Origin of the sequence: Microbispora sp. NPDC046973 (genome assembly GCF_040644495.1) — a bacterium.
In the GTDB taxonomy this organism is placed as follows: Bacteria; Actinomycetota; Actinomycetes; order Streptosporangiales; family Streptosporangiaceae; genus Microbispora.
In genome coordinates, this window is sequence record NZ_JBEYWQ010000007.1 from 228033 (window position 1) to 252305 (window position 24273).

Sequence of the window (24273 nt, forward strand, 5' to 3'; positions counted from 1 at the left end):
AGCGTTCGACGGCTTCGAAGCGCCTACCGGCCTTCGAAGCGGGGGCGCTCCTTGCCGAGGAACGCCTTGGTCGCCGCCGCGTGGTCGGCGGTGCCCACGCACTCGTCTTGAAGCTCCGCCTCCCGCTCCAGCGCCTCGGCGAGGGAGGACGACGCCGCGTGGTCCAACGCCGCCTTGGTCGCGGCGTACGCCCGGGTGGGTCCCTGCGCGAGCCGTACGGCGAGGTCGCGGGCCGCGGACGCCAGCCGGTCGGCCGGGACGACCTGCCCGACCAGGCCGAGCTCCAGGGCCCTGGCCCCGTCCACGACGTCGCCGAGCAGCAGCATCTCCCGGGCGCGTGCGGGACCGACGAGGCGCTGGAGGGTCCAGGACGCGCCGGAGTCGGGCGCGAGGCCGATCCCGGTGAACGCCATCGAGAACTTCGCGTTCTCGGCCGCCAGGCGGAAGTCGCACGCGAACGCCAGCGAGGCCCCCGCTCCCGCCGCCACCCCGTTGACGGCGGCCACGACGGGCTTGCCCATCGTGGCGATGGCCAGCACGACCGGGTTGTAGTGCTCGCGCACGGTGTTCGCCAGGCCGAGGCCCCGGTCGAGGTTGTCGGCGTGCTCGCGCAGGTCCTGGCCGGCGCAGAAGGCCCGGCCCGCGCCGGTCAGCAGCACGGCCCGCACCGACGCGTCGTCGGCGGCGCGCCGCACGGCCGCGAGCAGGGCGGTCTTCATCGCGACGGTCAGCGAGTTCATCGCGTCGGGGCGGTTCAGCGTGATCGTGGCGACGGCTTCGTCGACGTCATACGTCACGGTCATCTCGGGCGGCTCCAATCAGGTCGTCGGTCAGGTCGTCGTCAGATTGCGATCGACGAACGCGGCGGCGGCGGGCAGCAGCCGGGCGGCCTCCTGATCGAAGAAGGCGCGGGCCTTCTCGCCCGGCCAGCCCGGCGGCAGCAGGTCGGCGGGCAGCCCGGGGTCGCGGAACAGGAAGTTGCGCCAGCCGTGCACCAGCCTGCTGCGGACCGCGAAGACCCGGTCGTCCGGGGCGTCCTCCGGCAGCGAGCCCACCAGGTCCGCCGCGCTGGCCAGCCAATCCTCGTACGCGCTGCCGATGCCGTCCAGGTCCCACGCGCGCGCGAGCAGGTCACGCGGGTCGCCTTCGTACGCGGCGTCGAACCGGTGGCCGGGGACCCGCAGCGCGTCGAGCTCGGGCGAGGGCCGCGGGCCGATCCACGTCGTCTCCGACAGCGGGGCGTACCCGAGGAAGGCGAGGTCGGCGCGCAGCCGCTCGCGCCGTGCCCGGTCCCTGACCGGTTCGAGCACCAGGATGTGCCAGCGGCCGGCCCACGGTGCGTCGCCCCGCCGGTAGACGCGGGCCGCCGTCTCGTCGAGCCTGCGTTCGCACTTTGGCGTGACCGCGTACCCCGGCCCCTGCGGCAGCCGTACGGGGTCGAGCCAGCCCTGCCGGACCATCCGGGATATCGCGGTCCTGACGGCCGGCGCCGCGATGTCGAGCGGTGCGAGCAGCCTCACGAGCGCGGCCACGGAGGCGCGGCCGCCACGGGTGCGAAGGTGGTCCCCATAGAGATCGAAAAGCGCGGCTCGGGCGTTCACCCCACCCAGTGTGGGGTCACGTCCGGTCCGCCCACAACGCGTGTCCCGCGGCATTGATCCACTGACCGGAGCCGGGCCGTTACCTTTTTGAGCTCGGAGGCGGGATAATAGAACATCACAGAAACGTGAATACGCCGGTTACCCTCCGGGGCGGCCGACAACGCGGGAAGGGATACACGCATGGCGGCGATGAAGCCGCGGACCGGTGACGGTCCGCTGGAGGTCACCAAGGAAGGACGGGGCATCGTCATGCGGGTCCCTCTCGAAGGTGGCGGCCGACTCGTCGTGGAGCTGTCCGCGGACGAGGCCAGCGCCCTCGGTGACGCGCTCAAGAAGGTGGTCGGCTGATTCGTCAGCCGACCTGTTCGATTCACGGCCCTGGCGGCGGGTGATCCCGCGCCGGGGCCGCCCTGTTGGAGGTGGACGTGCCTATCGAGACCACGCCGGTCCTCGCCGGTCCTCACGGTGCCGGGCCCGCGCCGGACGCCGACCTGGTGGCCGTGCCTTTCGGACCCGGACCGGCCCCCGCCCCGGCGCCCTGGCTGGAGACTCCCGTGCCGGTGGACGCGCTGCTGGCGCACTACGAGGCCAAGGGAGAGCCGGGCGAGGTCGTGGAGGTGCCCACCGTCAGGGACGGCGGCGTGCGGCGCGTCCTGCTGTACGGCACCGGCGACGGCTCGGCCGCCGCGCTGCGCAAGGCCGGGGCGGCCGTCGCGAGGCGGGCGAAGGGCCGGGCGTCGCTGTCGGTCGTCGTCCCGTCCGAGGGGGATGCGGCCGCCCTGGTCGAGGGCGCGCTGCTCGCGGCGTACACGTTCACCATCGGCAACGGCCGTACGAAGCCGGTCGGGGAGATCGTCTTCGTGGGCGGGGACGAGCGGGACCTGAAGCGCGGCGAGGTGGTCGCGCGGGCCACCGCGCTCGCCCGCGACCTCGTCAACACCCCGTCGTCGATCAAGACGCCCGCCTGGCTCGCCGACCAGGCGAAGGCGGTCGCCGCCGAATCCGGGCTCGACGTACGCGTGTGGGAGGAGCCCGAGCTCGGCGAGTTCGGCGGCATCCGGGCGGTCGGGCAGGGGTCGATCAGCCCGCCGCGCCTGGTCCAGCTCTCCTACACGCCGGAGAACCCGCGCGCCCACGTGGTGCTCGCCGGCAAGGGCATCACGTTCGACACCGGCGGCCTGTCCCTGAAGCCCACCGAGGGCATGAAGGCGATGAAGACCGACATGGCGGGCGGGGCCGCCGTCATCGCCGCGATGAGCGCGCTGGCGGCCTTCGAGGCGCCCGTGCGGGTCACCGGCCTCGTGGCGTGCGCGGAGAACTCCATCTCCGGCTCGGCGCAGCGGCCGGGAGACGTCATCACCCAGTACGGCGGGCGCACGGTCGAGGTGCTGAACACCGACGCGGAGGGCCGTCTCGTGCTGGCCGACGCGCTGGCGTACGCGGACGCCGAACTGGACCCGGACGTCGTGATCGACGTCGCCACGCTGACCGGCGCGGCCAAGGTCGCGCTCGGCGTGAACCTGGGCGCGCTCTACGCCACCGACGAGTCGCTGGCCGCGGACCTGATCGCCGCCGGTGAGGCCGGCGGGGAACGGCTGTGGCGCATGCCGCTCGTCGAGGACTACCGCACGATGCTCGACTCCGACGTGGCCGATCTGGCCAACGTCGACAGGGCGATGTCGGGCGCGGCGGGGTCGATCGCCGCGGCGCTGTTCCTGCGGGAGTTCACCGGCGGGCGGCCCTGGGCGCACCTGGACATCGCGGGGCCCGCGCGGTCCGCCTCCGACGAGGCGGAGATCACCAAGGGCGGCACCGGATTCGGCGTCCGCCTGCTCCTGCGTTACCTGACCGCCTGACGCCCGCTCAGGAAAGTCTCACGGCGGCCAGCAGCCCGGAGCCGAGCGGCAGCATCAGGGGGCGCAGCCGCTCGTCGTTCCTGACGAGCTTGCCCAGCTCCCGGATCGCGACCGTGTCCGGGTCGCGCTGGGTGGGGTCGGCCACCTGGTCGTCGCAGAAGGCGTCGCCGAAGACGACGACCCCGCCCAGGCGCAGGAGCCGCACCGACTCGGTGAGGTAGTCGATGTACTCCTGCTTGGCCGCGTCACAGAAGACCATGTCGTAGCCGCCGTCGGCGAGGCGGGGAAGGACGTCGAGCGCGCGGCCGCCGATCAGCCGGATGCGGCTGCCGGAGAACCCCGCCTCCGCGAACGTCTGCCGAGCCATGCGCTGATGCTCCGGCTCCACGTCCACGCTCGTGAGCGTGCCGTCCGGGCGCATGCCGCGCAGCAGCCACAGGCCGGAGACGCCGCACCCGGTGCCGACCTCCACCACCGAGCGTGCGTTCACCACCGTGGCGAGGAAGCAGAGCGCCGCTCCGCACCCGGGCAGGATCGGGCGCGCCCCGACCTCGATGCCACGCCGGCGCGCGGTCCGCAGGATGTCGTCCTCCGGGACGAACTCCTCCGCGTACTCCAGGCTGGCCGGTGTCGCCATCGGCCTCTCCCTCCCCTGCTTCATCTTGGTCGCAGCCTAGGGGAGTCGGACCGGAACGGGAACTCACGCCACAACGGGGACGTTGCACGCTTTGAACGGTCTTTGTTCGAGACCGCTCAGCCCGCGGTGCGCAGGAAGGGGCGAAACCAGGCACTATGGCTGTAGCGACGATCCTGCAGAGAGGAATGCCGGTGGACGAGCACGACCACCAGGCGGAGACTTCGGTGTCCGACTGGACGCCTCCCACCTGGGAGGAGGTCGTCCGAACTCATTCCGCTCGGGTCTACCGGCTGGCCTATCGGCTGACGGGCAACGTCCACGACGCCGAGGACCTCACTCAGGAGGTCTTCGTCCGGGTCTTCCGATCCCTGTCGAGCTACACCCCGGGCACGTTCGAGGGGTGGCTGCACCGGATCACGACGAACCTCTTCCTCGACATGGCGCGGCGCAGGCAGCGCATCCGCTTCGAGGGGCTGGCGGACGACGCCGCCGAGCGGCTGCACGGCCGCGAGCCGTCCCCGGCGCAGGCGTACGACGACGCGCACCTGGAGCCCGACATCCAGGCCGCGCTCGACGCCCTGGCGCCGGAGTTCCGGGCGGCCGTGGTGCTGTGCGACATCGAGGGACTGTCCTACGAGGAGATCGCCGCGACACTCGGCGTGAAACTCGGCACGGTGCGCAGCCGCATCCACCGCGGCCGCGCCCAACTGCGGGAGGCGCTCGACCACCGGGCGCCCTCCGCGAACCGGAACGGCGATCAAACCCCCCCTTCAATCAGCAGGGAGGGACTGTGAGTCATCTTGGCGAGCGCGTCTCCGCGCTCATCGACGGCGAACTCAGTCACAACGAGCGGGAACGCGCGCTCGCACACCTGACGTTCTGCGCGGACTGCCGTGCGGAGGTCGACGCGATGCGGGCGCTGAAGACCCGTTTGCGGTCCATGGATCCGCCCGCCATGCCGGCGGACCTCACCATGTCGCTGCTGCGCATGGCGGAGCCGGGAGGGCCGTTGCCGCCGCGGATGCGGCCCTTTCCCGACCACCCGGCCTTCGGCAGCGGGCGGCTACCCGGCATGCACGCCGCCGGGCCGATGGACAACCGGCCCCGAGGCCGGGACGAGGGACGATCGGGGCCTGGACGGTCAGGAAGGGTCAGACGCGCGGGATACGTGGCCGTGGGAATGGCCGGCGCCGCCGTCGCCCTCGGCACCATGCTCATGGCCGGGGGATCCACGGCCACCCCGAACCCGACGCCCGGCCAGATGTTCGTACAGCATCCCGCCCAGAACAGGGCGCCCGTGGTGAGCGTGTCACCCACCCCGTCACCCAGTGTCACCAGGGGTCTTTCGCGCTGATTCGAGGAATCGGCATACGATCGGACATCGCAGCCGTCGTGTGCCGCTTTCCTCGTCACCGCGGCTGCCCAGCGGATGACGCCGTGTGCGAGGAGTGACTGCCGCGATGACCGACAACACGCGTCCGTACGGCGCGTCGGACCGGCCCGAGTTCCTTCCCGCGGGCGAGGAGCCGCAGGACCCTCCGGGCGGTCCTCCGCCTTCCACCGGCGCGTACGGCATGGGCCCAGGATGGGCCCAGCCGCCGCTGTATCCCGTCGTGCCGCAGCCCGAGCCTCGCGGCCCCAACATCGCGCTGTACGCCGCCCTGGCCGTGGTCATCGCGCTCGTGGCGGGCGGCGTGGCGAGCTGGGGCACGTTCCTGCTGACGCGCCCGTCCTCCGGCATCGACCCCGGATACGCGCTGAGCACGCCGTCGAAGCAGCCCACGGCCCGGCCGCCGGAGTCGGTGGCCGGAGTCGCCGCCAAGGTCCTGCCCAGCGTGGTCTCGCTGGAGGTCAAGGGCAACAGCGAGTCCGGCACCGGGTCGGGCTTCGTGATCAAGGGCGGCTACATCGTAACGAACAACCACGTCGTGGCCGTCGCGGGACAGGCCGGGGACATCCGCATCCGCTACAACGACCGCACCTCCTCGGGGGCGCGCGTCGTCGGCCGCGACCCCAACTCCGACATCGCGGTCGTCAAGCCCGACGGGACCGTCAGGGCGCCGGAGCTGCGCCTCGGCAACTCCGACGGCGTGGTCGTCGGCGACCCGGTCATCGCGGTCGGCTCGCCCCTCGGCCTGAGCGGCACGGTCACCACCGGCATCGTCAGCTCGCTCAACCGTCCCGTCGAGGCGGGCGGCAGCACCGGGTCCGACTACGCGCTCATCAACGCGATCCAGACGGACGCCGCCATCAACCCCGGCAACTCCGGCGGTCCCCTGGTGAACGCGGCGGGCGAGGTGATCGGGGTGAACTCGGCGATCGCGACCGTCGGCGGCTCCCTGCTCGGCCAGCAGTCCGGCAGCATCGGCCTCGGCTTCGCGATCCCGGTGAACCAGGTGCGCCGGATCGCCCAGGAACTCATCACCACCGGAGCGGCCCGCACCTCCAGGATCGGCATCACGATCGACCAGAGCTACCAGGGCCAGGGGGTGCGGATCGCCACCCAGACGGAGGGCGGCGCCGTGCCGGTCACGCCGGGAGGCCCGGCCGCGAAGGCGGGCCTGCACGCGGGAGACGTCATTTTGGAAGTCGACGGCCAGCCCGTGAGCGACAGCCGGGAGCTGATCGTCACCATCCGCAGCAAGGCCCCCGGCGACGAGGTGCGCATCAAGTTCCGGCACGACGGCGAGGTGCGGACGGCGACGGTCACCGTCGGCGCGGCCCCCGCCCCCAGCGCTCGGCCTTCATGAAGCAGGGCGTCCCCTGTCCACAGCTTGGGGCGCGGGCATTAGTCTGATTTCAGCGTCGCACGTGCAGGAGGAGATCGCCATGTTCGGACTCGGCTGGGGGGAGGCCCTGGCGCTGGTGGTGATCGCCCTGCTCGTCTTCGGACCGGAGAAGCTTCCTCAGGCCGCCTCGCAGGCCGGCCGTACGCTGCGGCAGCTCCGGCAGATGGCCAACAACGCGAAGGCGGACCTCCAGGCCAACATGGGGCCCGAGTTCGCCAACTTCGACCCGGCCGATCTCAACCCCAAGAACTTCGTGCGCAAGCACCTGCTCGACGATCTCGAGAACGACTGGAACAGCACCCCGGAGACGGCGGCGGAGCCGGTCGCCTCCCCCACGCCCGAGCTGGGCGTGGGGGAGATCCCGCCGTACGACAACGAGGCGACCTGACCCGTCAGTGCTTGACCGGCGAGATGTCGAGCTTCAGGCCCTTGAGGCTGGTCGACTTCTTGCCGAGCCCGGCCGCGATCCGGCGCAGCTCCGCCGCCGCCGGGGCGTCGGGGTCGGTCAGCACGAGCGGCTTGCCCTCGTCGCCGCCCTCACGCAGCCGCATGTCGATCGGCACCTGGCCGAGCAGCGGCACGCGCGCGCCCAGCGTGCGGGTCAGCGCGTCGGCCACGGTCTGGCCGCCGCCCTCGCCGAACACCGAGATCCGCTCGTCGCAGTGCGGGCAGGGCAGCCACGCCATGTTCTCGATGACGCCCGCGATCTGCTGGTGGGTCTGGGCGGCGATCGACCCGGCCCGCTCGGCCACCTCGGCGGCGGCCTGCTGCGGGGTCGTGACGACCAGGATCTCGGCCGTGGGCATGCGCTGGGCGACCGAGATCGCGATGTCGCCGGTGCCCGGGGGCAGGTCCATCAGCAGGACGTCGAGGTCGCCCCAGTAGACGTCGGTGAGGAACTGGTAGAGCGCGCGGTCGAGCATCGGGCCGCGCCAGACCACCGGCGTGTTGCCCTCGGGCTTGAACATGCCGACGGAGATGACCTTGATGTCATGCGCCACCGGCGGCATGATCATGTCCTCGACCTTGGTGGGCCGCTCGCTCACGCCGAGCATGCGCGGCACCGAGTGGCCGTAGATGTCGGCGTCCACGACGCCGACCTTCAGGCCCTGGGAGGCCATCGCCGCGGCGAGGTTCACCGTGACCGACGACTTGCCGACGCCGCCCTTGCCGCTCGCGACCGCGAACACGCGGGTCAGCGAGCCTGGCTTGGCGAAGGGGATCTCCTTCTCCGGCCCGCGGTCGCCGCGCAGCTTCGTCTGCAGTTCCTTGCGCTGCTCGGCGCTCATGACGTCCATGTCCACGTGGACGCGGGACACGCCGTCGATCCGGGACACGGCTCCGGTGACGTCGCGGGTGATGGTGTCCTTCAGCGGGCAGCCGGCGACGGTCAGGAGCACGCCAACGCGCACCACCCCGTCGGGGGAGATGTCGACGCCCTTGACCATGCCGAGCTCGGTGATCGGCCGGCGGATCTCCGGGTCGTTCACCGTCGCAAGCGCGGCCATGACGAGTTCAGGGGATGGTGCCATGAATCCATGCTATGGACTCAGCGGGAATCCTCCGAACCCGCCCCACGTGATCTGGTCCCGGCCTCGGTCAGCTCCTCCTGCAGACGCTGGAGCTCCGAACGGATGTAGTCCCGGGTGGCGACCTCGCCGAGCGCCATCCGCAGGGCGGCGATCTCCCGGGTGAGGTACTCGATCTCGGCCTGGTTGCGCTCGGCCGACATCCTGTCCTGCTCGTACTGGATGCGGTCGCGGTCGGCCTGCCGGTTCTGCGCCAGCAGGATCAGCGGCGCGGCGTACGACGCCTGGAGCGAGAGCATCAGGGTCAGGAAGATGAACGGGTAGGGGTCGAACTTGTACGGCGCGAACACGTTCCACAGCAGCCACACCGCGACGAACACGGTCATGTAGACGATGAACCGCGCCGTGCCGAGGAACCGCGCGAACCGTTCCGAGAACTCGCCGAACGCCTCGGGGTCGTAGTACAGCCGCAGGCGGTAGGTCAGTTCGCGCGGCTGGTCGAGACGTTCTGTCATGGGCGTTCCCGCCAGTCCTCGGGGAGCATGTGGTCGAGCACGTCGTCGACGGTCACCGCGCCGAGCAGGCGGGACAGCTCGTCCACGACGGGGACCGCGACCAGGTTGTACGTCGCGAGGTACGCGGCCACCTCGTGCACCGTGAGCTCGGGCCTGATCGGGTCCACGGTGATGTCTATCACGCTGCCGAGCAGCGTCGAAGGCGGCTCCCGCAGCAGGCGCTGGAAGTGCGCCACCCCGAGGAAGCGCCCGGTCGGCGTCTCGCTCGGCGGGCGGGTGACGTACACCTGGGCGGCGATGGCGGGCGGGCGCTCCTCCTGGCGGATGTGCGCGAGGGCCTCGGCGACGGTCGAGGTCGGCGGGAGGATCACCGGCTCGGTCGTCATCATGCCGCCGGCGGTGAACTCCCCGTAGGTCAGCAGCCGCCGGACCGGCGCGGCCTCCTCCGGCACCATGAGCCGCAGCAGCCCCTCGGCCTGCTCGGTGGGCAGCTCCTGCAGCAGGTCGGCGGCGTCGTCCGGGCTCATCTCCTCCAGCACGTCGGCGGCGCGCTCGCGGTGCAGCCGGCTGAGCACGAGCACCTGGTCGCGCTCGGGCAGCTCCTCCAGGACGTCGGCGAGCCGGTCGTCGTCCAGGGCGGCGGCGACCTCGGCCATCCGTTTGGTGGGCAGCTCGTGCAGCATGTTCGCGAGGTCGGCCGGGCGCAGCGCCTCGAAGACGGCGAGCAGGTTGGCCGCGCCCTGGTCCTTCTGGATCCCCGTGAAGCCGCTGACCTCGTCCCAGTCCACGATCAGCGTCTCGCCCCTGCGCCGGCTCCCGCGGCGTACCGCGACCTTCGTGATGAGCCAGTCGGACGGCCGGGGCTGCTCCATTGCCAGGTCCTGTACGGTCACCCGCTGGCCCTTGTACTCGACGGTGCGGTCGAGCATCTCCCCGATGGCCAGCGTCTCGGCGTCCCGGCACTCGAACCTGCGCATGTTGAGCTTGCCGGTGAAGATGACGGCGCGGGCCTCGATGCTGGTGATCCTGGTGATCGGCAGGAAGACCCGGCGGCGTGGCTGGACCTCGACGACGAAGCCGTGGACCCGGGGGAGCAGCGGTCCCCGCAGCGAGACGACGACGTCCCGGATCCGGCCGATCTGATCGCCGGCCGGGTCGAAGACCGCCAGCCCCGCCAGGCGGGCCACGAAGATCCGATCCACTCTGTCAGGTTACGCAAGGATGCGGACCGCTCCGGGTTATGACAGGATCAAAGCCGTTTATTGGTAATTACATGGGCAGGTGACGATGAGGGCTGTCAGCCTGGCGATCGCGGGCGTCTCGGCCTTCTGCTTCGGGTTCTCGGGGCCGATGGCGAAGATCCTCGGCACGGCGGGGCTCACGCCCCTGGAGGCCGTGTGGGTCCGTATGGCGGGGGCCGGCGTGCTCCTGCTGGCGATCCTGGCCGCCGTCAGGCCGCGCGCGCTGCGCATCCCCCGCGACCGCCTGCTGTTCTTCGCGGCGTACGCCGTGGTCGCCGTGGCCGCCGTGCAGGCCCTGTACTTCATGGCCATCACCCGGCTGCCGGTCGGCGTGGCGCTGCTGATCGAGTACACCTCTCCGGTGATCGTGGTCCTGTGGGTGCGGTTCGTCCGGCGGCTGCGGCTGCCGCGCTCGGCCTACCTGGGGGCGCTGATCGCGGTCGCCGGGCTGGCGATCGTCGTGCAGGTCTGGGAGGGGCTGCGCCTCGACGCGCTCGGGCTGCTGCTCGCTCTGCTCGCCGCCGCCTGCTGCGCCGGATATTTCCTCATGAGCGATTCCTTCGGGGACGACGTGGACACGCTGGGCCTGATCGGCTGGGGCATGCTCGGCTCGGCGGTGGTCCTGCTGCCCCTCTCCCGGCCCTGGAACATCGACTGGCCGGCGTTCGGCCGCGCCGTCGAGGTCTCCGGTCACACGGTGCCGGTCGCCGCGGCCGGCGTCGTGCTGGTCGTGGTGGCCACCGTGGTCGCCTACGCCACCGGGGTCACGGCCGTGCGGCGGCTGTCGGCCGCGGTCGGGGCGACGGTCGCCTCGATGGAGGTCATCGCGGGGGCGGTGATCGCCTGGGTGCTGCTCGGCGAGCGGCTGGGAGCCGCCCAGATCGCCGGAGGCGTGATCGTGCTCGCCGGGGCCCTGCTGGCCCAGACCGCGACCGTACGGCTCGGCTCGGAGCACCACGCCGCCGAGGCGGCCGAGTCCGTGCGCGTGTGAGGGTCAGGCGCCGGGTGGTTCAGGCGCGAGGCGTGAGCCGTACGACGGTGGACCCCTCGGCCCAGCGGGCGGTCAGACCGGCGGCGTCGCGGGCGTTCAGGCGCTCCTTGGCCAGCGCGGCCACGGCCTGCGGGGCGGCCGCCTGGTCCACCACCTCGGCGACGGCCGGGAACCGGACGAGTTCGGCGCCGTTGTCCTTGCTGCGCAGCACGACCTCGACCTCGCCGCGCCCGGCCGCGAGCTCGGCCAGCCCGGGGAGGGACTGCTCCCCTCCGCCGGTCACCACGTAGACCGCGCCGTCGTGCCACACATGCCAGGCCAGCCGGACCCCGGACGGCAGGCCGAGCCACAGCACGTTGGACTTCTTCGCGCCCTCTTCGATCACCGCCATGCTCACGCGTCCCAGCCTATTCACCACGCTACGGTGTGCCCATGCGCGCTCGACGTTCGTGCCTGGCGGTGCCGGGCAGCAATCCGCGTTTCCTCGAGAAGGCCCAGGGGCTCGCCGCCGACGAGGTCTTCCTCGACCTGGAGGACTCCGTCGCCCCCGGCGCGAAGGACGAGGCGCGCCGCAACGTCGTCGCCGCGCTCAGGGAGGGCGACTGGACGGGCAAGACGGTCGTCGTCCGCGTCAACGACCTCACCACCCGGTGGACCTACCGGGACGTCATCGAGGTGGTCGAAGGCGCCGGCGACCGGCTCGACTGCCTCATGCTGCCGAAGGTCGCGGACGCCTCCCACGTGGCCTGGCTCGACACCCTCCTCGGCCAGATCGAGCGGGCCACCGGCCTGCCCGAGGGCGGCATCGGCATCGAGGCGCAGATCGAGGACGCCCGGGGCCTCGTCAACGCCGACGACATCGCCGCCTCCTCGCCCCGGCTGGAGACGCTGGTCTTCGGCCCGGCCGACTTCATGGCCTCGATCGGCATGCGGACGCTCGTCGTGGGCGAGCAGCCCCCCGGGTACGGCGAGGGGGACGCCTACCACTACATCCTCATGCGCATCCTCATGGCCGCTCGCGCGCACGGCCTCCAGGCGATCGACGGGCCGTACCTGCAGATCCGCGACCTGGACGGCTTCCGCCGGGTGGCCATGCGGTCGGCCGCCCTCGGATTCGACGGCAAGTGGGTGCTCCACCCGTCGCAGGTGGAGGCGGCCAACGAGGTGTTCTCGCCGTCGCAGGAGGACTACGACCACGCCGAGCTCATCCTCGACGCGTACGAGTACTACACGACGGTCGAGAAGCGGGGCGCGGTCATGCTGGGGGACGAGATGATCGACGAGGCGTCGCGGAAGATGGCCCTCGTGGTGGCGGCCAAGGGCCGCGCCGCCGGCCTACCCCGGTCCAGCTCCTTCACCCCGCCCAGCTGATCACCCGCGGCACGCGAAGAATGGACATATGAACGAACCACAGCCGGGCCCGGATCAGGCCGCCGGCCCGAACCAGCTGCCCGGTCCCTACCTGGCGCCCGGGCCGTACGCGGGCGGGACCGCCTGGCCGGCCGGTCCGCCGCAGCCGCTGCCGCCCGCGGCGCCACACCCTGCGGTCCAGCCGCAGTGGTCATATCCGGCGCCTTCATATCCGGGCCCTTCATATTCGGGGCCCTCATATCCGGGTCCTTATCCGGGTCCTTATGCGGGTCCTTATGCGTGGGGGCCGCCCCCGCGTACCCGCTGGGACGTCCCGCCCTCGCCCGGCACCCGGTACGACCGCCTGGCCCGCACGCCGTTGCACCGCTGGTGGCGGCCGATCCTCGGTACGGCGGCGATCATCGTGGCCTTCCTGGCGCTCTCGATCCTCCTCGGCCTGGTGGCCTTCGTGGTCTCGCTCTTCACCGGCGTGCCCATGGTGCGGACGGGGACCCGGCTGTTCGCCGACCCCGTCCTCGACCTCGGATTCCAGCTGGGGGTCATCGCACTGCTGCTGCCGCTGGTGCTCGGCGCGGCGTGGCTGTTCCAGCGAAGACCGCCGGGGTCGCTGTCGTCGGTGGCCCTGCGGCTGCGGTGGCGGTGGCTGGGGGCCTGCCTGCTGGTCGCGCTGGTGGCGGTCGTGCTCGGCCAGGCGGTCGAGGCGGGGACGCTGATGTCCGCCGGGGTGGATCCGGGATTCCACTGGGCGGGCTGGGAGAAGTTCCTCCCGGCCGTCATCGTGATCCTGTTGCTGGTGCCGTTCCAGTCGGCGGCGGAGGAGTACGCCTACCGCGGATGGATCATCCAGGGATTCGGGGCGTACCTGCGCACTCCGTGGCCGGCGATCCTGGTGGGCGCGGCGGCCTTCGCCGCCTCGCACGGCTACACGGGCTGGGGAATCGTCTACGTCTTCGCGTTCGGCATGCTCATGGGCTGGCTGGCGGTCCGCACCGGCGGGCTGGAGGCGCCGATCGCCCTGCACGCGACCAACAACATCATGGCGTTCGGAGTCGTCGCGGCCTCGGGGGACATGGGCAGCGCGATGGAGCAGGGCGAGGTGCCCTGGGAGGCGCTGATCGGATCGGCCGTCCAGTTCGCGATTTTCGGCATCGGCGTGCTGATAATCGCCCGAAAGTGGGCAATTCAGACTCTCTCCCGATAAATCTCACTAGAGAGGTATGGCTCGCGCGCTCTTCCCGTGTTGCTCTGGATTCGTGATGGGGTATCACTGTGATCGCTTTGCCGTACGACAGGTGGAACGGTCCGGATTGACCTCTCCGGGGAGGAGGTACTGAGCGTGGCCTCAGGCCCCCACGAGCGCGACCGCCGGCGCGATGCCGGCGAACCCTCCTCCGTGCCACCACCGGAGCTGCATCACCGGCCGCCCGGCCCGTCCCCGTGGGCGCTGCCTCCGTTCGCGGCCCCGATACCCGATGACGCGGCTTCCGATGACGCGGCACAGGACGACGCGGGCGAGACAAGAGACGACGAGGACACCCGGCCGTACCGCAAGGTCGGCGACCCGGACTCGGGCGAGCCACACTTACGCGGCGGCATCTGGGCTCCGCGCCCCGGCCCGGACGCGGGCGGCGGGCCGGAGCCGCAAGCACGGCGCGACCGCGCACCCAGGACCGGCCGCAGGCCGTACGCCGCGCCGTACGGGACGGGGCAACAGGGGACGGGCGAACCGCGCCACAGCCGCTCCGGCGGACGAAGTCCCGAGGACCCGGGCGAGCCCGGCGACGCGGGCGCGACCGGCCCGCCCGGCCCCGCGGACGCCTCCACGACCTGGCATGGCGAGGGTGCCAGGTCGGGGGAGACGGCCCAGGAGTCACCTGGCCAGGAGGAGGGCCGGCGTCGCCGGATCGTGGACCGGCCGGACAAGCTGGTCGCCTCCGGCCCGCCCCGGCGGCGGCGTGCCCAGATCCCCCGCGAGAACCCGGACGGGCCCGGCGCCCCCGAAATCGACACCCCTACGTCGGGACCGCTGCGCGAGCACGACCCCGGCCGGCACGACCCTGGCGAGCGGGGGGAGCACGTGTGGGCGCACACGCCGCCCGAGCCCGCCTCCCGTCACGGCCGGGGAGAGCCCGGCGGCATCCGCATGAGCCCCGAGATCCCGGTCGAGCCCGAGCGCGACGATCCCTCGGTCGAGCCGGTCGAGCCGGTCGAGCGCATCGGGCGCCCGCCGGGGGGCCGCCCGGCCCGTCCCGACGTGCTCGTGGCCGTCGGCCCGCCCCGGGGGAGTGGGGGACGCCGCCACAGGCGGGTGCTGCCGGTCCGGCGGTTCCCCCCGCGCTTACCCCGGATGGTCGCCCCTGCGGTGATCGCCGTGGTCCTCGTCGCGGCCGCCGTGCTGGGCGTGGCCGTCGTCAGGTGGGCTGGCGGCCCGTCCACGGCCGGGCTGCGCCTCGCGGCCGGCGACGGCCAGTCGGGCGACGCGGCGTTCTCGGCGCCCGGGTTGCCGGGCAACGGCTCCAGCCAGGTGCTCACCGCGTTCGCCGCGGCGGGCGCGACGGTGGTGGCGGCGGGCAGCGACACGACGAGCCCGCTCGCCCGGCCGCTGTTCCTCGTGTCCGCCGACGGCGGCGCGCACTGGCAGACGGGCCGGGTCGCCGACGCCCCCGGGTACGAGTCCGCGCCCGGGGCGGTCGGCAGGGTCGCGGGCGGCGACGGCCGCTGGCTCGCCGTCGGCACCGACGCGCCCGGCTCGGCGGGCCCGGCCGCGCGCGGCATGTGGGTCTCCTCCGACGGCCGGTCCTGGACCGCGGTGGACCCCGCCCGGCTGACCGCGTTCTGGAGCCAGGACAGGATCACCGACGTGGCGCGGACCGCGACCGGCTTCCTCGCCGTGGGCGCCACGACCCTGCGGGACGGCACGGCGGGCCCGGTCGCCTGGGTGTCGCCCGACGGCGTCGGCTGGACGAGGGTGGACACCGACCAGATCGGCACCCCCGACAAGGTCAGGGCGATGCGGGCGGTGGCCGCCAGGGGCGACCGGGTGGTGGCGCTCGCCGATCCGGGCTCGGGCGACACCATCTCGGTCGTCCTGCGCTCCGACGACGGCGGCCGCACCTGGTTGCGCACGGCCGCGGCCCTGGCGGACGTACGAGCGGAGCCCGGCGCGCTGGCCGTGACCGGGAAGGGCTTCGTGCTCGTGCCCACCCGGCAGAAGTCGGACGGCGGCGAGGTCCGGGTCTACTGCTCGCCCGAGGGCGCCGACTGGAGCCAGTGCGGCACCATAGGGCCGCTCGGCGCGGAGGGGACGGGCGTGCGCGGCCTGGCGGCGTCGGCGGCGGGCGTCGCGGCGGTCGCCGAGTCGGCCTGGGAGCGGTACGCCGTCTACACCAGCCAGGACGGGCACAAGTGGACCAGGAGCGCCGACCTCGGTGCGATTCCCGGGACGCTGCGCGGGCTGGCCGTCACCGACGCCGGTGTCCTCGTGGCGGGTGGCGACAAGCGCGGGCCCGGCGACGTGGAGAACCTCCCCGTGCTGATCACCGCGGGGAAGGGCGAGGCGGCGCACGCCGTGCCGCTCAAGGAGATCGCCGGGCTCAACCGGCTCGCCAGGGACACCGCGGACGTCGCCGCCTCCGGCGGCACGTTCGTGGCCGTGGGCGCGGCCAACGGCGACGCCGCGATCTGGACGAGCGGCAACAACGGGGCCAACTGGAAGGACGCGGCGTTCCCCGACCTGCTGGGCGGACCGGGACGCCAGGCGCTCAGCGGCGTGGCGCACGGCCCCAGGGGATGGCTCGCGGTCGGCAGCACGACGACCGACCCGGCGGTGACCCGGCCGCTGCTGGTCACCTCGGCCGACGGGAAGAGCTGGCGGCCCGGTCCCGCGATCGAGGTGCCCGCGGGCCACTTCCTGCTCGCGCCCGGCGTGGTGGCCGCCGGGCCGAAGGGCTACGTCCTGGTGGGGGAGGACCGGTCCGCCACGGGGACGCTGCCGGCCCTGTGGTTCAGCCCCGACCTCAAGCGGTTCACCCGTTCCGCGCCGGGCAGCATGCCGGCCGGAGGGGCGGGGGTGCGCCTCCACGACGTCACGGTCACGCCCGACGGGTTCATGGCGGTCGGCGGGTCGGGCACCGCCGACCGCGAGACGGGAGTGGTCTGGGTCTCCTCCGACGGGCTCAACTGGAATGCCCGCGGCCGGGTCCTGCCGCCCGACACCACCTCGGCCGGGCTGCGCCACGTGGTCGCGACCGAGGCCGGCGTGGTGGTCGCCGGCACCGCGATGACCGAGGACGGCCCGCGCCCGTTCTCCGCGCTGTCCACCGACGACGGCGCGAGCTGGGAGTACGGCATGCTGCCCGCCGACGCCGCCGCCTCGGTGCTCGACCTGACCGCGACCGGGCGGGGACTGGTCGCCGTCGGATCGCATCGGTCGCCCGCGGAGGGCGGCGAGGCCGACAGCGCCGCCTGGGTGTCGGAGGACGGGGTGGACTGGTCGCGCCAGACGCTCACCCAGGACGGGCTCGGCGGCCAGGGGGCGCAGTGGCTCGGGGCGGTGGCGGTCTCCGGCGACCGGGTCGTGGCCATCGGCAGGTCGGCCGGCTACGCCGACGACCACCTGACGATCTGGCGCAGCACGGTCACCGAGCGATGATCACGGAGCGGTGATCCCGGAGACGACCCCCCATTCGGTGAGGGCGTCGATGAGGCCGTCGGTCAGCGGGAGCCGTACGAGGTCGGACGGCGCCCACCAGCGGGCGTCGGCGGCGTCGTCCCCGGCGACCGGGACCCCGGAGGCGGTCGCCACGTAGTCGTGGATCTCGAAGGTCGCGCCGCCGGGGGCGGGCCGCAGCACGGTCCCGGCGAGCCGTACGACGGTGACGTCGAGGCCGGTCTCCTCGCGCAGCTCGCGGCGCAGCGCCTGCTCGTCGGTCTCGCCGGGCTCGACCCTGCCGCCGGGCAGCGACCACAGCCCCTCGCCGGGAGGGCGGCCCCGCCGCACCAGCAGCAGGCGTCCCTCGGCGTCGGCGACGATCGCGCCCACACATCTGATGCACCGCACATCACCAAGATTACGACTAGATAACGGGCAGACTCTTGACGTACGGACATCACGGAAGCACCGTGAATATTTGTGAGAACCGCGCCAACATGTCCGCGGTGCTTCGGGCCGCTACACGAACCGAACGTCTGGTCGAGTTCCTGGCGATGCGCCGCTCACGGGGACGTCCTGCCCTTCCAGCCGCCCCGGCGGCCCTCTCAGGCCGCTCTTGAGGCCCTGTGCGAGGCGTCCAGGGTGCCCGTCTGGCTTCCGTGGCCGCTGCCCTCCGGATGGCTGGTGACGGGCTTCGGCGAGGTGGGTGACGACCGCACCGGAATGAGGGCGAGCGTCGTCGCCCTCTCCGGCCCGTCGGTCACCCACGGTCCCGCCGACATGCTGCTCATCGCAGAGGAACCCGGCATCGGTCTCGGCGCCGCGTACGCCGGGCTGCCGGGCCCCGACCCCGGAGCGGGCTTCGACGCCGGCCCCCCGCACGCCAAGATCGACGCACGCGGCCATCCGACGGCGCTGTGGTGCGCCGGGCGGGGAGTGCCGGAGGACCGGGCAGTCTACGTGGGCGAGGCCCTCGGCAACTGGCTGTGGACGGTCGCCTGGCCCGTCGAGGCCGGCTGCTTCATCGCGCTGGCCAACCTGTCGCTGCGTGACCTGCGGGACCAGGACCAGGCGCTCGACCTGCCCTTCGGCGCCTTCTCGCCGCGCCTCGACGGGGATCTGTAGTACGGCGGGTCCGAAGCGCGAGGGATAGTAAGGTTCTGAGCCGTGACAGCGCGCATCGAACGAGTGGTGACCTCGGGCCTCGTGGACATCGAAGGCGACGAGCACAAGGTCGAGAACAACACCTGGATCGTGGGCGACGACGACGAGGTGATCGTCGTCGACCCGGCGCGGGACGCCGACAAGATCCTGGAGAAGGTCGGCGACCGCGAGGTCCTCGCCGTCATCTGCACCCACGGCCTGCCCGACCACGTGGGCGCCGCGATCGAGGTGGCGGCCAGGGACGAGGCCGTGATCGCCGTCCACCCCAAGGACAAGCGCCTGTGGCGGCAGACCTGGGAGGAGACCTGGCCCGACATCGACATGGAGGACGAGGGGCTGTTCTCCGTGGCCGACGTCGAGCTGGAGGTGCTCTCCACGCCGGGCGTCACGCCGGGCGGCGTCTCGCTCTACTGCGAGGGCCTCGGCGCGGTCTTCACCGGCAAGACCCTGCTCATGGACGGCCCCGGCAAGCTCGGCGGGGAGTACCCCGCGCTCGCCGACCAGCTCACCTCGATCGGCGAGCGGCTGTTCACGCTGCCGCACGAGACGAGGGTGCTGCCCGCGCACGGCGAGGAGGGCAAGATCGGCGACCTGGAGCCCGAGTTCGACCGCTGGCTTTCGGGGTCGCTGACCGGCGCCCAGGAGGCCGACGCGGCGCCGCCGCTGGTGGACGGCACCGGGGCGTCCGGCATCAAGCTGAACCTCGACGAGTAGGGCCGTGGAGCAGCTCGGCCTCGACGGCATGCCGAGGCGGCTCTACACCTGCACGCCGTCGCGCCTGAACACCTGGCTCGACTGCCGGCGTCGCTACCGCTTCACCTATCTCGACCGGCCCGCCCCGCAGAAGGGGCCCCCGTGGGCGCACAACAGCGTGGGGGCCTCCGTCCACAACGCGCTGGCCGCATGGTGGCGGGAGCCGTACGACCGGCGTACGCCGGTGATGGCGGCCGTGCTGCTCACCAACGGCTGGATCCGCGAGGGGTTCAGGGACGAGGAGCAGTCGGCCGCGTGGCGGGAGCGGGCCCGGGAGATGGTGTCCTCCTACGTCGCCACGCTCGACCCCGGTGACGAGCCGGTGGGGGTCGAGCGCACCGTCGCCACGCGTACGTCGGTCATCGCCGTCTCGGGCCGCGTGGACCGGCTCGACCGGCGCGGCGACGAGCTGGTCGTGGTCGACTACAAGACCGGCCGCCGCCCGCCGACCTCCGACGACGCCCGTTCCTCGATCGCGCTGGCCGTCTACGCGATCGCCTCGTCCCGCATGATGCGCCGGGCCTGCCACCGCGTGGAGCTGCACCACCTGCCCACCGGGACGGTCGCGGAGTGGGAGCACACCGACGAGTCCCTCGCCCGTCACCTGCGCAGGGCCGAGGACATCGCGACGGAGGCGGCCGACGCCGACGACGCCTACCGCGCGTGGGCCGGACCCGCCAAGCGCGCCGTTCCGGCACCGAGACGGGAGGAGGGCGCGGGGGCGCTCGCGGTGCCGCCCGAGATCGACCGGCTGTTCCCGGCCGAACCCGGCCCCATCTGCTCCTGGTGCGACTTCCGCCGCCACTGCCCCGAGGGGCGGGCGGCCTCGCCCGACCGGCTCCCCTGGGACGGCCTGGCCGAGACGCCGGGCTCTTCCGGCCTCAGCCCCGCGCAGGGCCGGGACGGCGGCGAGGATCGACCAGCGCCCTGAGGCCCTTCCCGACGTCGTATCCGGCGGCGCCCAGGCGCTCGCGCGAGGCCCGCAGCATCGCCCTGGTGCCCTCGTCCAGCACCTGCTGGTGCACGAAGTCGGGGATCGAGTTCATGGTCAGCCGGAAGGCCCGCAACGCGGCCGTGACCGTGATCTGGGGCACCTCGGGAAGCACGCCGTACAGGCGGCGGGCCCAGTCGGGCAGCGTGTAGTAGCACAGCGCGCCGAACGGGAAGTAGACCGGCTTGGCCGGGGACAGCAAGCGCATGCTCTCCGGCAGACGCGGCCAGAGCAGGAACCGCACGGCGGCGGCCGACTCGGGGATGACCCGCAGGACCGGCCGCATCCGGGCGAAGTAGTCGTTCATCTCGCCGACCGAGCCGGGCACGTCCTCCGGGTGGAGCCCGACGTACGCGGCGCTGTGCCGCTGCTCCGCGAGATACTGGTCGGCCTGCCGGTCGGTGATCGGGGCGCCCGCACGGCGGACGACCTCCAGGTAGGACATCACCTCCGCGCAGTGGACCCACAGCAGCAGCTCGGGCTCGTCCACCCGGTGGGTCCTGCCCGTGTCGGGGTCGCGGATGCGCAGGGTGCGGTGGATCGCGCGCACCCGCCTGCCGATCTCCTCGGCCTCCTCGGGGCTGCCGTAGGTCACGCGGCCCACGAAGTCCGCCGTACGGCGCAGCCGGCCGAAGGGGTCCTCCCGGAAGTTGGAGTTCTGCCACACGCCCCGCATCGCCAGCGGATGCAGGGCCTGCAGCATCAGGCCGCGCACGCCGCCCACCCACATGGTCCGGTCGACGTGGACCAGCCACGTCGCGGACTCCGGAGGCTGGGCGGTCAGGCCGCGTGCCGCGGGCATGGCGACCGGGTCATCCGTGCTGGTGCTGGAGCATCCGGCTCTCCGCCGCGTTCCAGAACCGGGTCAGGGCCGCCGCGGTGGTCTCGGGGGCCTCGACGGCCGGCGAGTGGAGCGCCCCGGGCACCACGACGCACTCCGCGTCGAGCCTGCGGGCCATCTCGGCCTGCAGCAGCGGCGGCCAGCCGTCGTCGTGCTCGCCGTACAGGACCAGGAGGTCGAGCCCGCACCCGGCCAGCTCCGCGCAGCGGTCGGCGGCGCCCAGGACCTCGTGCGCCATCGCCACGAGACCGGTGGGATGGTTGGCGAGCAGCCGCTTGCGCAGGAACGCGACGATGTCGTCCGGGACGCCCGCCGCCAGCGCCTCCGGCTCCATCCGGTTCGACCACATGTAGTCGAGGCCGTACTCGGGAAGCTCGGCCAGCATGACCCGCCCCATGCGCTCGCGCGGCCCGACGATGCCCGCGGGCCCCGAGCTCATGAGCGTGAGCGAGGCGAGCTTGGCGGCGCCGTTCAGCGCCGTCTCCCGGGCGACCAGCCCGCCGAAGGAGTGCCCCAGCAGGTGGACGGGCTCGCCCCGGCCGACCACCGCGGCGATCGCGTCGATGTCCGCGCCCAGGGCCGCGCACGAGTACGCCGCAGGATCGTCCGGGCCGGGCGTCTCGTACTGCCCCCGCATGTCGACCGCGATCACCCTGCGCCCGGCCTGCGCGAGCGTCTGCAGGACGGCGATGAAGTCCTCCTTCGACCCCGTGAAACCGGGGACGAGAAGGGCGGGCCAGCGCTCGGGGACACCGCTGGACGGAAGCGCTTCGAGGGCCGCGAACGAGCCCAGCGGCGTCTCGATCTGCTCACTGCTGACACCCGGAGGAAGGGTCAGGAACCGTGGCGTGCTCACGAGGCCTCCTCCACCTCACCCCGGATCCCGGGAACCGATGGGCCGGGCCGGCCCCACCTGGACCGTCTGCTGAAGGCTCGCTCACTCACGTGGCATCACGATACCCAGGGAAGATCCCAGCGACACTGCCGAAGCGACTACGCGGGTTTCGGACGGTCATTGCGCATGCCTCCTGTCCAGCTCATACCCACTGCGGGGCGAAGCGGCCCTCAAACAAAGAACGGGGGCAGGGAGAGCGCCGGTTGCCCGGTGCCCTCCCTGCCCCTGCGGTCGTGCTCATCGCCGAGCGGGCCTGTGCCGGCCCCTCACCCCGTACGGCGGGGCCGCGGCCGGGGCGGGCGGCGCCGCTGCTGGGCGCGCTCGCTCGCGGCGGACGGTGCGGGGTCGTCGTCATCGGTCGCGAGGTCGGGAGACTTGAACACGATCATGAACGGACTGGCCGGGATGATCCGCTCCGGCTCCGGCTTCGGGGCCGGCCGCTCGGCGGGCTCGCCGGCGACCTCGCTCACGGGCGCCTCCACGGCCGGCTCCTCCACCGGGAGTGCCTGGTCGGCGGTGTCGGCGGCACGGGTCCTGCGGCGCCGGGCCGGCCGCTCCTCCACCTGCTCCTCGGCCGCGGGCGCCGGGTCGGCGGCGCGGGTCCTACGACGGGTGGTCCTGCGGGTGGTGACCTCCGTCTCCGTCCCGTCGCCGGCCTCGGCGGTGTCCACCGGCTCGTCCACCGCCCCGTCCGCCGGGCCGTCCACCCCGCCGTCCAGCGGGCCGTCCTTGCCGGGCCGTACGGCGGTGACGTCGGCCAGCGCGCCGGTCACCGCCGCCGCGTTCGCGCCCCTGCGCCCACGACGTCCCGACGTGGCCTCGGCAGCGGTCTCCACGGTGCTCTCCGCAGTGACCCCGGCACCGAACTCGACACCGGGCTCGGCAGGGGTCTCCACGGGAGTCGTCGCCTCGGTCTCCGCGGGAACCCCGGCGTCGTGGAGGCGGCCCCCACGGGTCCGCCGCCGCTCGCGGGTGCGGGCGGGGCGCTCGCGGCGCTCTTCTGCGTTGTCGCGGGTGTTGTCGCGGGCGTTCTCGCGGGTGTTGTCGCGGGCGCTGTCGCGGCCGCTGTCTCGGGTGTCGCCGCGACGGGACTTGCCGCGGGAGCGGGTGCGCCCGGTCTCCCCGAGGTCCTCGATCTCCTCGGCCTCCAGGCCCGCCCGGGAGCGCTGAGCGCGCGGCAGCACGCCCTTGGTCCCCTCGGGGATGTCGAGGTCGGCGTACAGATGCGGGGAGCTCGAATAGGTCTCGACGGGCTCGGTGAAGTCCAGCGAGAGGGCGTTGTTGATGACCTTCCAGCGGGTCAGCTCGGTCCACTCGACGAAGGTCACCGCGACGCCCGTGCGGCCCGCCCGGCCGGTGCGGCCGATCCGGTGGACGTAGGCCTTCTCGTCCTGCGGGCAGTCGTAGTTGACGACGTGGGTGACGTCGTCGATGTCGATGCCCCGCGCCGCGACGTCGGTCGCCACCAGCACGTTGATCTTGCCGCTGCGGAACGCCCGCAGCGCCTGCTCGCGCTGGCCCTGGCCGAGGTCGCCGTGGACGGCCGCCACCGCGAAGCCCTTGTCCTTGAGCTGCTCGGCGACCATGTCACAGGCCCGCTTGGTCTCACAGAACACCATCGTGAGCCCGGCGCCCCTGCTCTGCAGCAGGCGGGCCAGGATCTCGATCTTGTCCATGCGGTGCGTGCGGTAGACGTGCTGCGTCGTCAGCGTGGTCGTCTCGGCCTCGGCCGTGCTGCTCTCCGCCCGGACCCGGGTCGGCTGGGTCAGGTAACGGCGGGCCAGGTTCACGATCTCGCCCGGCATGGTCGCCGAGAACAGCATGGTCTGCCGCTTCTCCGGCACCAGCTTGATGATCCGCTCGATGTCCGGAAGGAAGCCGAGATCCAGCATGCGGTCGGCCTCGTCGAGGACGAGCATGGTGATCTGGCCGAGGTCGAGGTGTTTCTGCTTGACCAGGTCGAGCAGCCGCCCCGGCGTTCCGACGATCACGTCGACGCCGTTCTTGAGCGCCTCGATCTGCGGCTCGTACGCGCGCCCGCCGTACACGGTGAGGATGCGCGAACCCAGCTTCCCGGCGGCGAGGACCAGGTCCTCGGTCACCTGGAGGGCCAGCTCGCGGGTCGGCACGAGGACCAGGCCGCGGGGCTTCTTGCGGTTCTTCCTCGGCTTGCCGACGAGCTGGAGCATGGCGACACCGAAGGCATAGGTCTTGCCGGTGCCGGTGCGCGCCTGTCCGATGACGTCCTGGCCGGCCAGCGCCAGCGGGAGCGCCATCTCCTGAATCGGGAATGGTGAAGTGATGCCCTCGGTCTCGAGCGCATCGGCGATCTCCGGGATGACTCCCAGGTCTCGGAACGTCGTTGTCAGCGTGGCCTGCCTCAATCAGTGCGAAGGCGGCCCTCCGGGACATCCGGCCGGCAGAGCCTCCCCGGTCCGGGTCCTCGCG

General features: G+C 72.8%; 24 protein-coding genes. 13 read left to right on the top strand and 11 right to left on the bottom strand.

All coding sequences use genetic code 11. From position 1 onward, the window contains the following. Positions 1-23: 23 nt before the first annotated feature. Together ABZ860_RS16580 and ABZ860_RS16585 are read right to left on the bottom strand one after the other, a co-directional pair. Entirely contained in the window at positions 24-803 is a 780-nt protein-coding gene (locus ABZ860_RS16580; protein WP_357220637.1) for an enoyl-CoA hydratase-related protein, read from the bottom strand. Between the two features lie 27 nt (positions 804-830). Next, a complete protein-coding gene (locus ABZ860_RS16585) occupies positions 831-1601 on the bottom strand; it encodes a PaaX family transcriptional regulator C-terminal domain-containing protein (RefSeq protein WP_357220639.1) in 771 nt (256 codons plus the stop codon). Between the two features lie 180 nt (positions 1602-1781). Between ABZ860_RS16585 and ABZ860_RS16590 the strand changes: the two genes are divergently transcribed. Next, a complete protein-coding gene (locus tag ABZ860_RS16590; protein WP_076433904.1) occupies positions 1782-1949 on the top strand; it encodes a DUF3117 domain-containing protein in 168 nt (55 codons plus the stop codon). Positions 1950-2026: 77 nt separating this feature from the next. After that, positions 2027-3457, top strand: coding sequence for a leucyl aminopeptidase (locus ABZ860_RS16595; protein WP_357220641.1), 1431 nt, complete (start codon positions 2027-2029; stop codon positions 3455-3457). A gap of 7 nt (positions 3458-3464) precedes the next feature. On the opposite strand, the gene ABZ860_RS16600 is transcribed toward ABZ860_RS16595, so the two are convergent. Then, positions 3465-4094, bottom strand: a complete 630-nt coding sequence (locus ABZ860_RS16600) for an O-methyltransferase (RefSeq protein WP_357220643.1) — start codon at positions 4092-4094, stop codon at positions 3465-3467. A gap of 185 nt (positions 4095-4279) precedes the next feature. On the opposite strand from ABZ860_RS16600, the gene sigE reads away from it, so the two are divergent. The 4 genes from sigE (at position 4280) to ABZ860_RS16620 (ending at position 7271) form a co-directional block, all read left to right on the top strand. Beyond that, complete coding sequence (gene sigE, locus ABZ860_RS16605) at positions 4280-4888, top strand: RNA polymerase sigma factor SigE (RefSeq protein WP_079319394.1); 609 nt, start codon at positions 4280-4282, stop codon at positions 4886-4888. Continuing rightward, positions 4885-5448, top strand: coding sequence for a zf-HC2 domain-containing protein (locus tag ABZ860_RS16610; RefSeq protein WP_357220645.1), 564 nt, complete (start codon positions 4885-4887; stop codon positions 5446-5448). Before sigE ends, ABZ860_RS16610 begins: the two co-directional genes overlap by 4 nt. A 106-nt stretch (positions 5449-5554) precedes the next feature. Beyond that, the gene (locus ABZ860_RS16615) at positions 5555-6844 is read left to right on the top strand and encodes a trypsin-like peptidase domain-containing protein (protein WP_357220647.1); all 1290 of its coding nucleotides are present in this window, start codon (positions 5555-5557) and stop codon (positions 6842-6844) included. A 79-nt stretch (positions 6845-6923) separates the two neighbouring features. After that, complete coding sequence (locus ABZ860_RS16620; RefSeq protein ID WP_357220648.1) at positions 6924-7271, top strand: sec-independent translocase; 348 nt, start codon at positions 6924-6926, stop codon at positions 7269-7271. A 4-nt stretch (positions 7272-7275) separates the two neighbouring features. Here ABZ860_RS16620 and ABZ860_RS16625 read toward each other — a convergent pair whose 3' ends face one another. From ABZ860_RS16625 to ABZ860_RS16635, 3 genes are read right to left on the bottom strand one after another with little or no spacing between them, the layout of a single operon-like run. Beyond that, positions 7276-8415, bottom strand: a complete 1140-nt coding sequence (locus tag ABZ860_RS16625; RefSeq protein WP_357220650.1) for a P-loop NTPase — start codon at positions 8413-8415, stop codon at positions 7276-7278. 17 nt (positions 8416-8432) lie between these two features. Continuing rightward, complete coding sequence (locus ABZ860_RS16630; RefSeq protein ID WP_357220652.1) at positions 8433-8927, bottom strand: DUF1003 domain-containing protein; 495 nt, start codon at positions 8925-8927, stop codon at positions 8433-8435. After that, on the bottom strand, positions 8924-10129 hold the full coding sequence (locus ABZ860_RS16635) for a CBS domain-containing protein (RefSeq protein WP_357220654.1): 1206 nt from the start codon (positions 10127-10129) through the stop codon (positions 8924-8926). Before ABZ860_RS16635 ends, ABZ860_RS16630 begins: the two co-directional genes overlap by 4 nt. 85 nt (positions 10130-10214) lie before the next feature. On the opposite strand from ABZ860_RS16635, the gene ABZ860_RS16640 reads away from it, so the two are divergent. Next, complete coding sequence (locus ABZ860_RS16640; protein ID WP_357220656.1) at positions 10215-11159, top strand: DMT family transporter; 945 nt, start codon at positions 10215-10217, stop codon at positions 11157-11159. A 19-nt stretch (positions 11160-11178) separates the two neighbouring features. Here ABZ860_RS16640 and ABZ860_RS16645 read toward each other — a convergent pair whose 3' ends face one another. Further along, positions 11179-11550, bottom strand: a complete 372-nt coding sequence (locus ABZ860_RS16645) for a hypothetical protein (protein WP_357220793.1) — start codon at positions 11548-11550, stop codon at positions 11179-11181. A gap of 41 nt (positions 11551-11591) precedes the next feature. Between ABZ860_RS16645 and ABZ860_RS16650 the strand changes: the two genes are divergently transcribed. From ABZ860_RS16650 to ABZ860_RS16660, 3 genes are all read left to right on the top strand, one after another. Continuing rightward, a complete protein-coding gene (locus ABZ860_RS16650) occupies positions 11592-12530 on the top strand; it encodes a CoA ester lyase (RefSeq protein ID WP_357220658.1) in 939 nt (312 codons plus the stop codon). 358 nt (positions 12531-12888) lie between these two features. Continuing rightward, complete coding sequence (locus ABZ860_RS16655) at positions 12889-13731, top strand: type II CAAX endopeptidase family protein (RefSeq protein WP_357220660.1); 843 nt, start codon at positions 12889-12891, stop codon at positions 13729-13731. Positions 13732-13866: 135 nt separating this feature from the next. Beyond that, positions 13867-17181: a hypothetical protein gene (locus tag ABZ860_RS16660; RefSeq protein WP_357220662.1), complete on the top strand. Its 3315-nt coding sequence runs from the start codon at positions 13867-13869 to the stop codon at positions 17179-17181. On the opposite strand, the gene ABZ860_RS16665 is transcribed toward ABZ860_RS16660, so the two are convergent. Continuing rightward, positions 17182-17589 carry an NUDIX domain-containing protein gene (locus ABZ860_RS16665; protein WP_357220664.1) on the bottom strand — a complete coding sequence of 136 codons (408 nt, stop codon included), beginning with the start codon at positions 17587-17589 and terminating at the stop codon, positions 17182-17184. It lies immediately after the preceding gene. A gap of 72 nt (positions 17590-17661) precedes the next feature. Between ABZ860_RS16665 and ABZ860_RS16670 the strand changes: the two genes are divergently transcribed. The 3 genes from ABZ860_RS16670 to ABZ860_RS16680 are packed head-to-tail and all read left to right on the top strand — an operon-like array spanning position 17662 to position 20029. Continuing rightward, the gene (locus tag ABZ860_RS16670) at positions 17662-18306 is read left to right on the top strand and encodes a DUF6758 family protein (RefSeq protein ID WP_357220666.1); all 645 of its coding nucleotides are present in this window, start codon (positions 17662-17664) and stop codon (positions 18304-18306) included. A gap of 42 nt (positions 18307-18348) precedes the next feature. Beyond that, the gene (locus tag ABZ860_RS16675) at positions 18349-19059 is read left to right on the top strand and encodes an MBL fold metallo-hydrolase (protein ID WP_357220668.1); all 711 of its coding nucleotides are present in this window, start codon (positions 18349-18351) and stop codon (positions 19057-19059) included. Positions 19060-19063: 4 nt separating this feature from the next. After that, positions 19064-20029 (top strand): PD-(D/E)XK nuclease family protein, encoded by a 966-nt coding sequence (locus ABZ860_RS16680; protein WP_357220670.1) that lies wholly within the window; start codon positions 19064-19066, stop codon positions 20027-20029. Here the strand turns inward: ABZ860_RS16680 and ABZ860_RS16685 are convergent. From ABZ860_RS16685 to ABZ860_RS16695, 3 genes are all read right to left on the bottom strand, one after another. Further along, positions 19980-20891 (bottom strand): oxygenase MpaB family protein, encoded by a 912-nt coding sequence (locus tag ABZ860_RS16685; RefSeq protein ID WP_357220672.1) that lies wholly within the window; start codon positions 20889-20891, stop codon positions 19980-19982. The genes ABZ860_RS16680 and ABZ860_RS16685 overlap by 50 nt on opposite strands. Before the next feature lie 10 nt (positions 20892-20901). Next, on the bottom strand, positions 20902-21786 hold the full coding sequence (locus ABZ860_RS16690) for an alpha/beta hydrolase (protein ID WP_357220674.1): 885 nt from the start codon (positions 21784-21786) through the stop codon (positions 20902-20904). Between the two features lie 305 nt (positions 21787-22091). After that, entirely contained in the window at positions 22092-24101 is a 2010-nt protein-coding gene (locus ABZ860_RS16695; RefSeq protein ID WP_357220675.1) for a DEAD/DEAH box helicase, read from the bottom strand. Positions 24102-24273: the final 172 nt, after the last annotated feature.

Bases quoted from the DNA above. Each gene is read 5' to 3' on its own strand.
- ABZ860_RS16695 (WP_357220675.1), bottom strand. From the start codon at position 24,101: ATGGCGCTCCCGCTGGCGCTGGCCGGCCAGGACGTCATCGGACAGGCG.
- ABZ860_RS16590 (WP_076433904.1), top strand. From the start codon at position 1,782: ATGGCGGCGATGAAGCCGCGGACCGGTGACGGTCCGCTGGAGGTCACC.
- ABZ860_RS16625 (WP_357220650.1), bottom strand. From the start codon at position 8,415: ATGGCACCATCCCCTGAACTCGTCATGGCCGCGCTTGCGACGGTGAAC.
- ABZ860_RS16640 (WP_357220656.1), top strand. From the start codon at position 10,215: ATGAGGGCTGTCAGCCTGGCGATCGCGGGCGTCTCGGCCTTCTGCTTC.
- ABZ860_RS16615 (WP_357220647.1), top strand. From the start codon at position 5,555: ATGACCGACAACACGCGTCCGTACGGCGCGTCGGACCGGCCCGAGTTC.
- ABZ860_RS16630 (WP_357220652.1), bottom strand. From the start codon at position 8,927: ATGACAGAACGTCTCGACCAGCCGCGCGAACTGACCTACCGCCTGCGG.
- sigE (WP_079319394.1), top strand. From the start codon at position 4,280: ATGCCGGTGGACGAGCACGACCACCAGGCGGAGACTTCGGTGTCCGAC.
- ABZ860_RS16650 (WP_357220658.1), top strand. From the start codon at position 11,592: ATGCGCGCTCGACGTTCGTGCCTGGCGGTGCCGGGCAGCAATCCGCGT.
- ABZ860_RS16645 (WP_357220793.1), bottom strand. From the start codon at position 11,550: ATGGCGGTGATCGAAGAGGGCGCGAAGAAGTCCAACGTGCTGTGGCTC.
- ABZ860_RS16600 (WP_357220643.1), bottom strand. From the start codon at position 4,094: ATGGCGACACCGGCCAGCCTGGAGTACGCGGAGGAGTTCGTCCCGGAG.
- ABZ860_RS16580 (WP_357220637.1), bottom strand. From the start codon at position 803: ATGACCGTGACGTATGACGTCGACGAAGCCGTCGCCACGATCACGCTG.
- ABZ860_RS16620 (WP_357220648.1), top strand. From the start codon at position 6,924: ATGTTCGGACTCGGCTGGGGGGAGGCCCTGGCGCTGGTGGTGATCGCC.
- ABZ860_RS16685 (WP_357220672.1), bottom strand. From the start codon at position 20,891: ATGCCCGCGGCACGCGGCCTGACCGCCCAGCCTCCGGAGTCCGCGACG.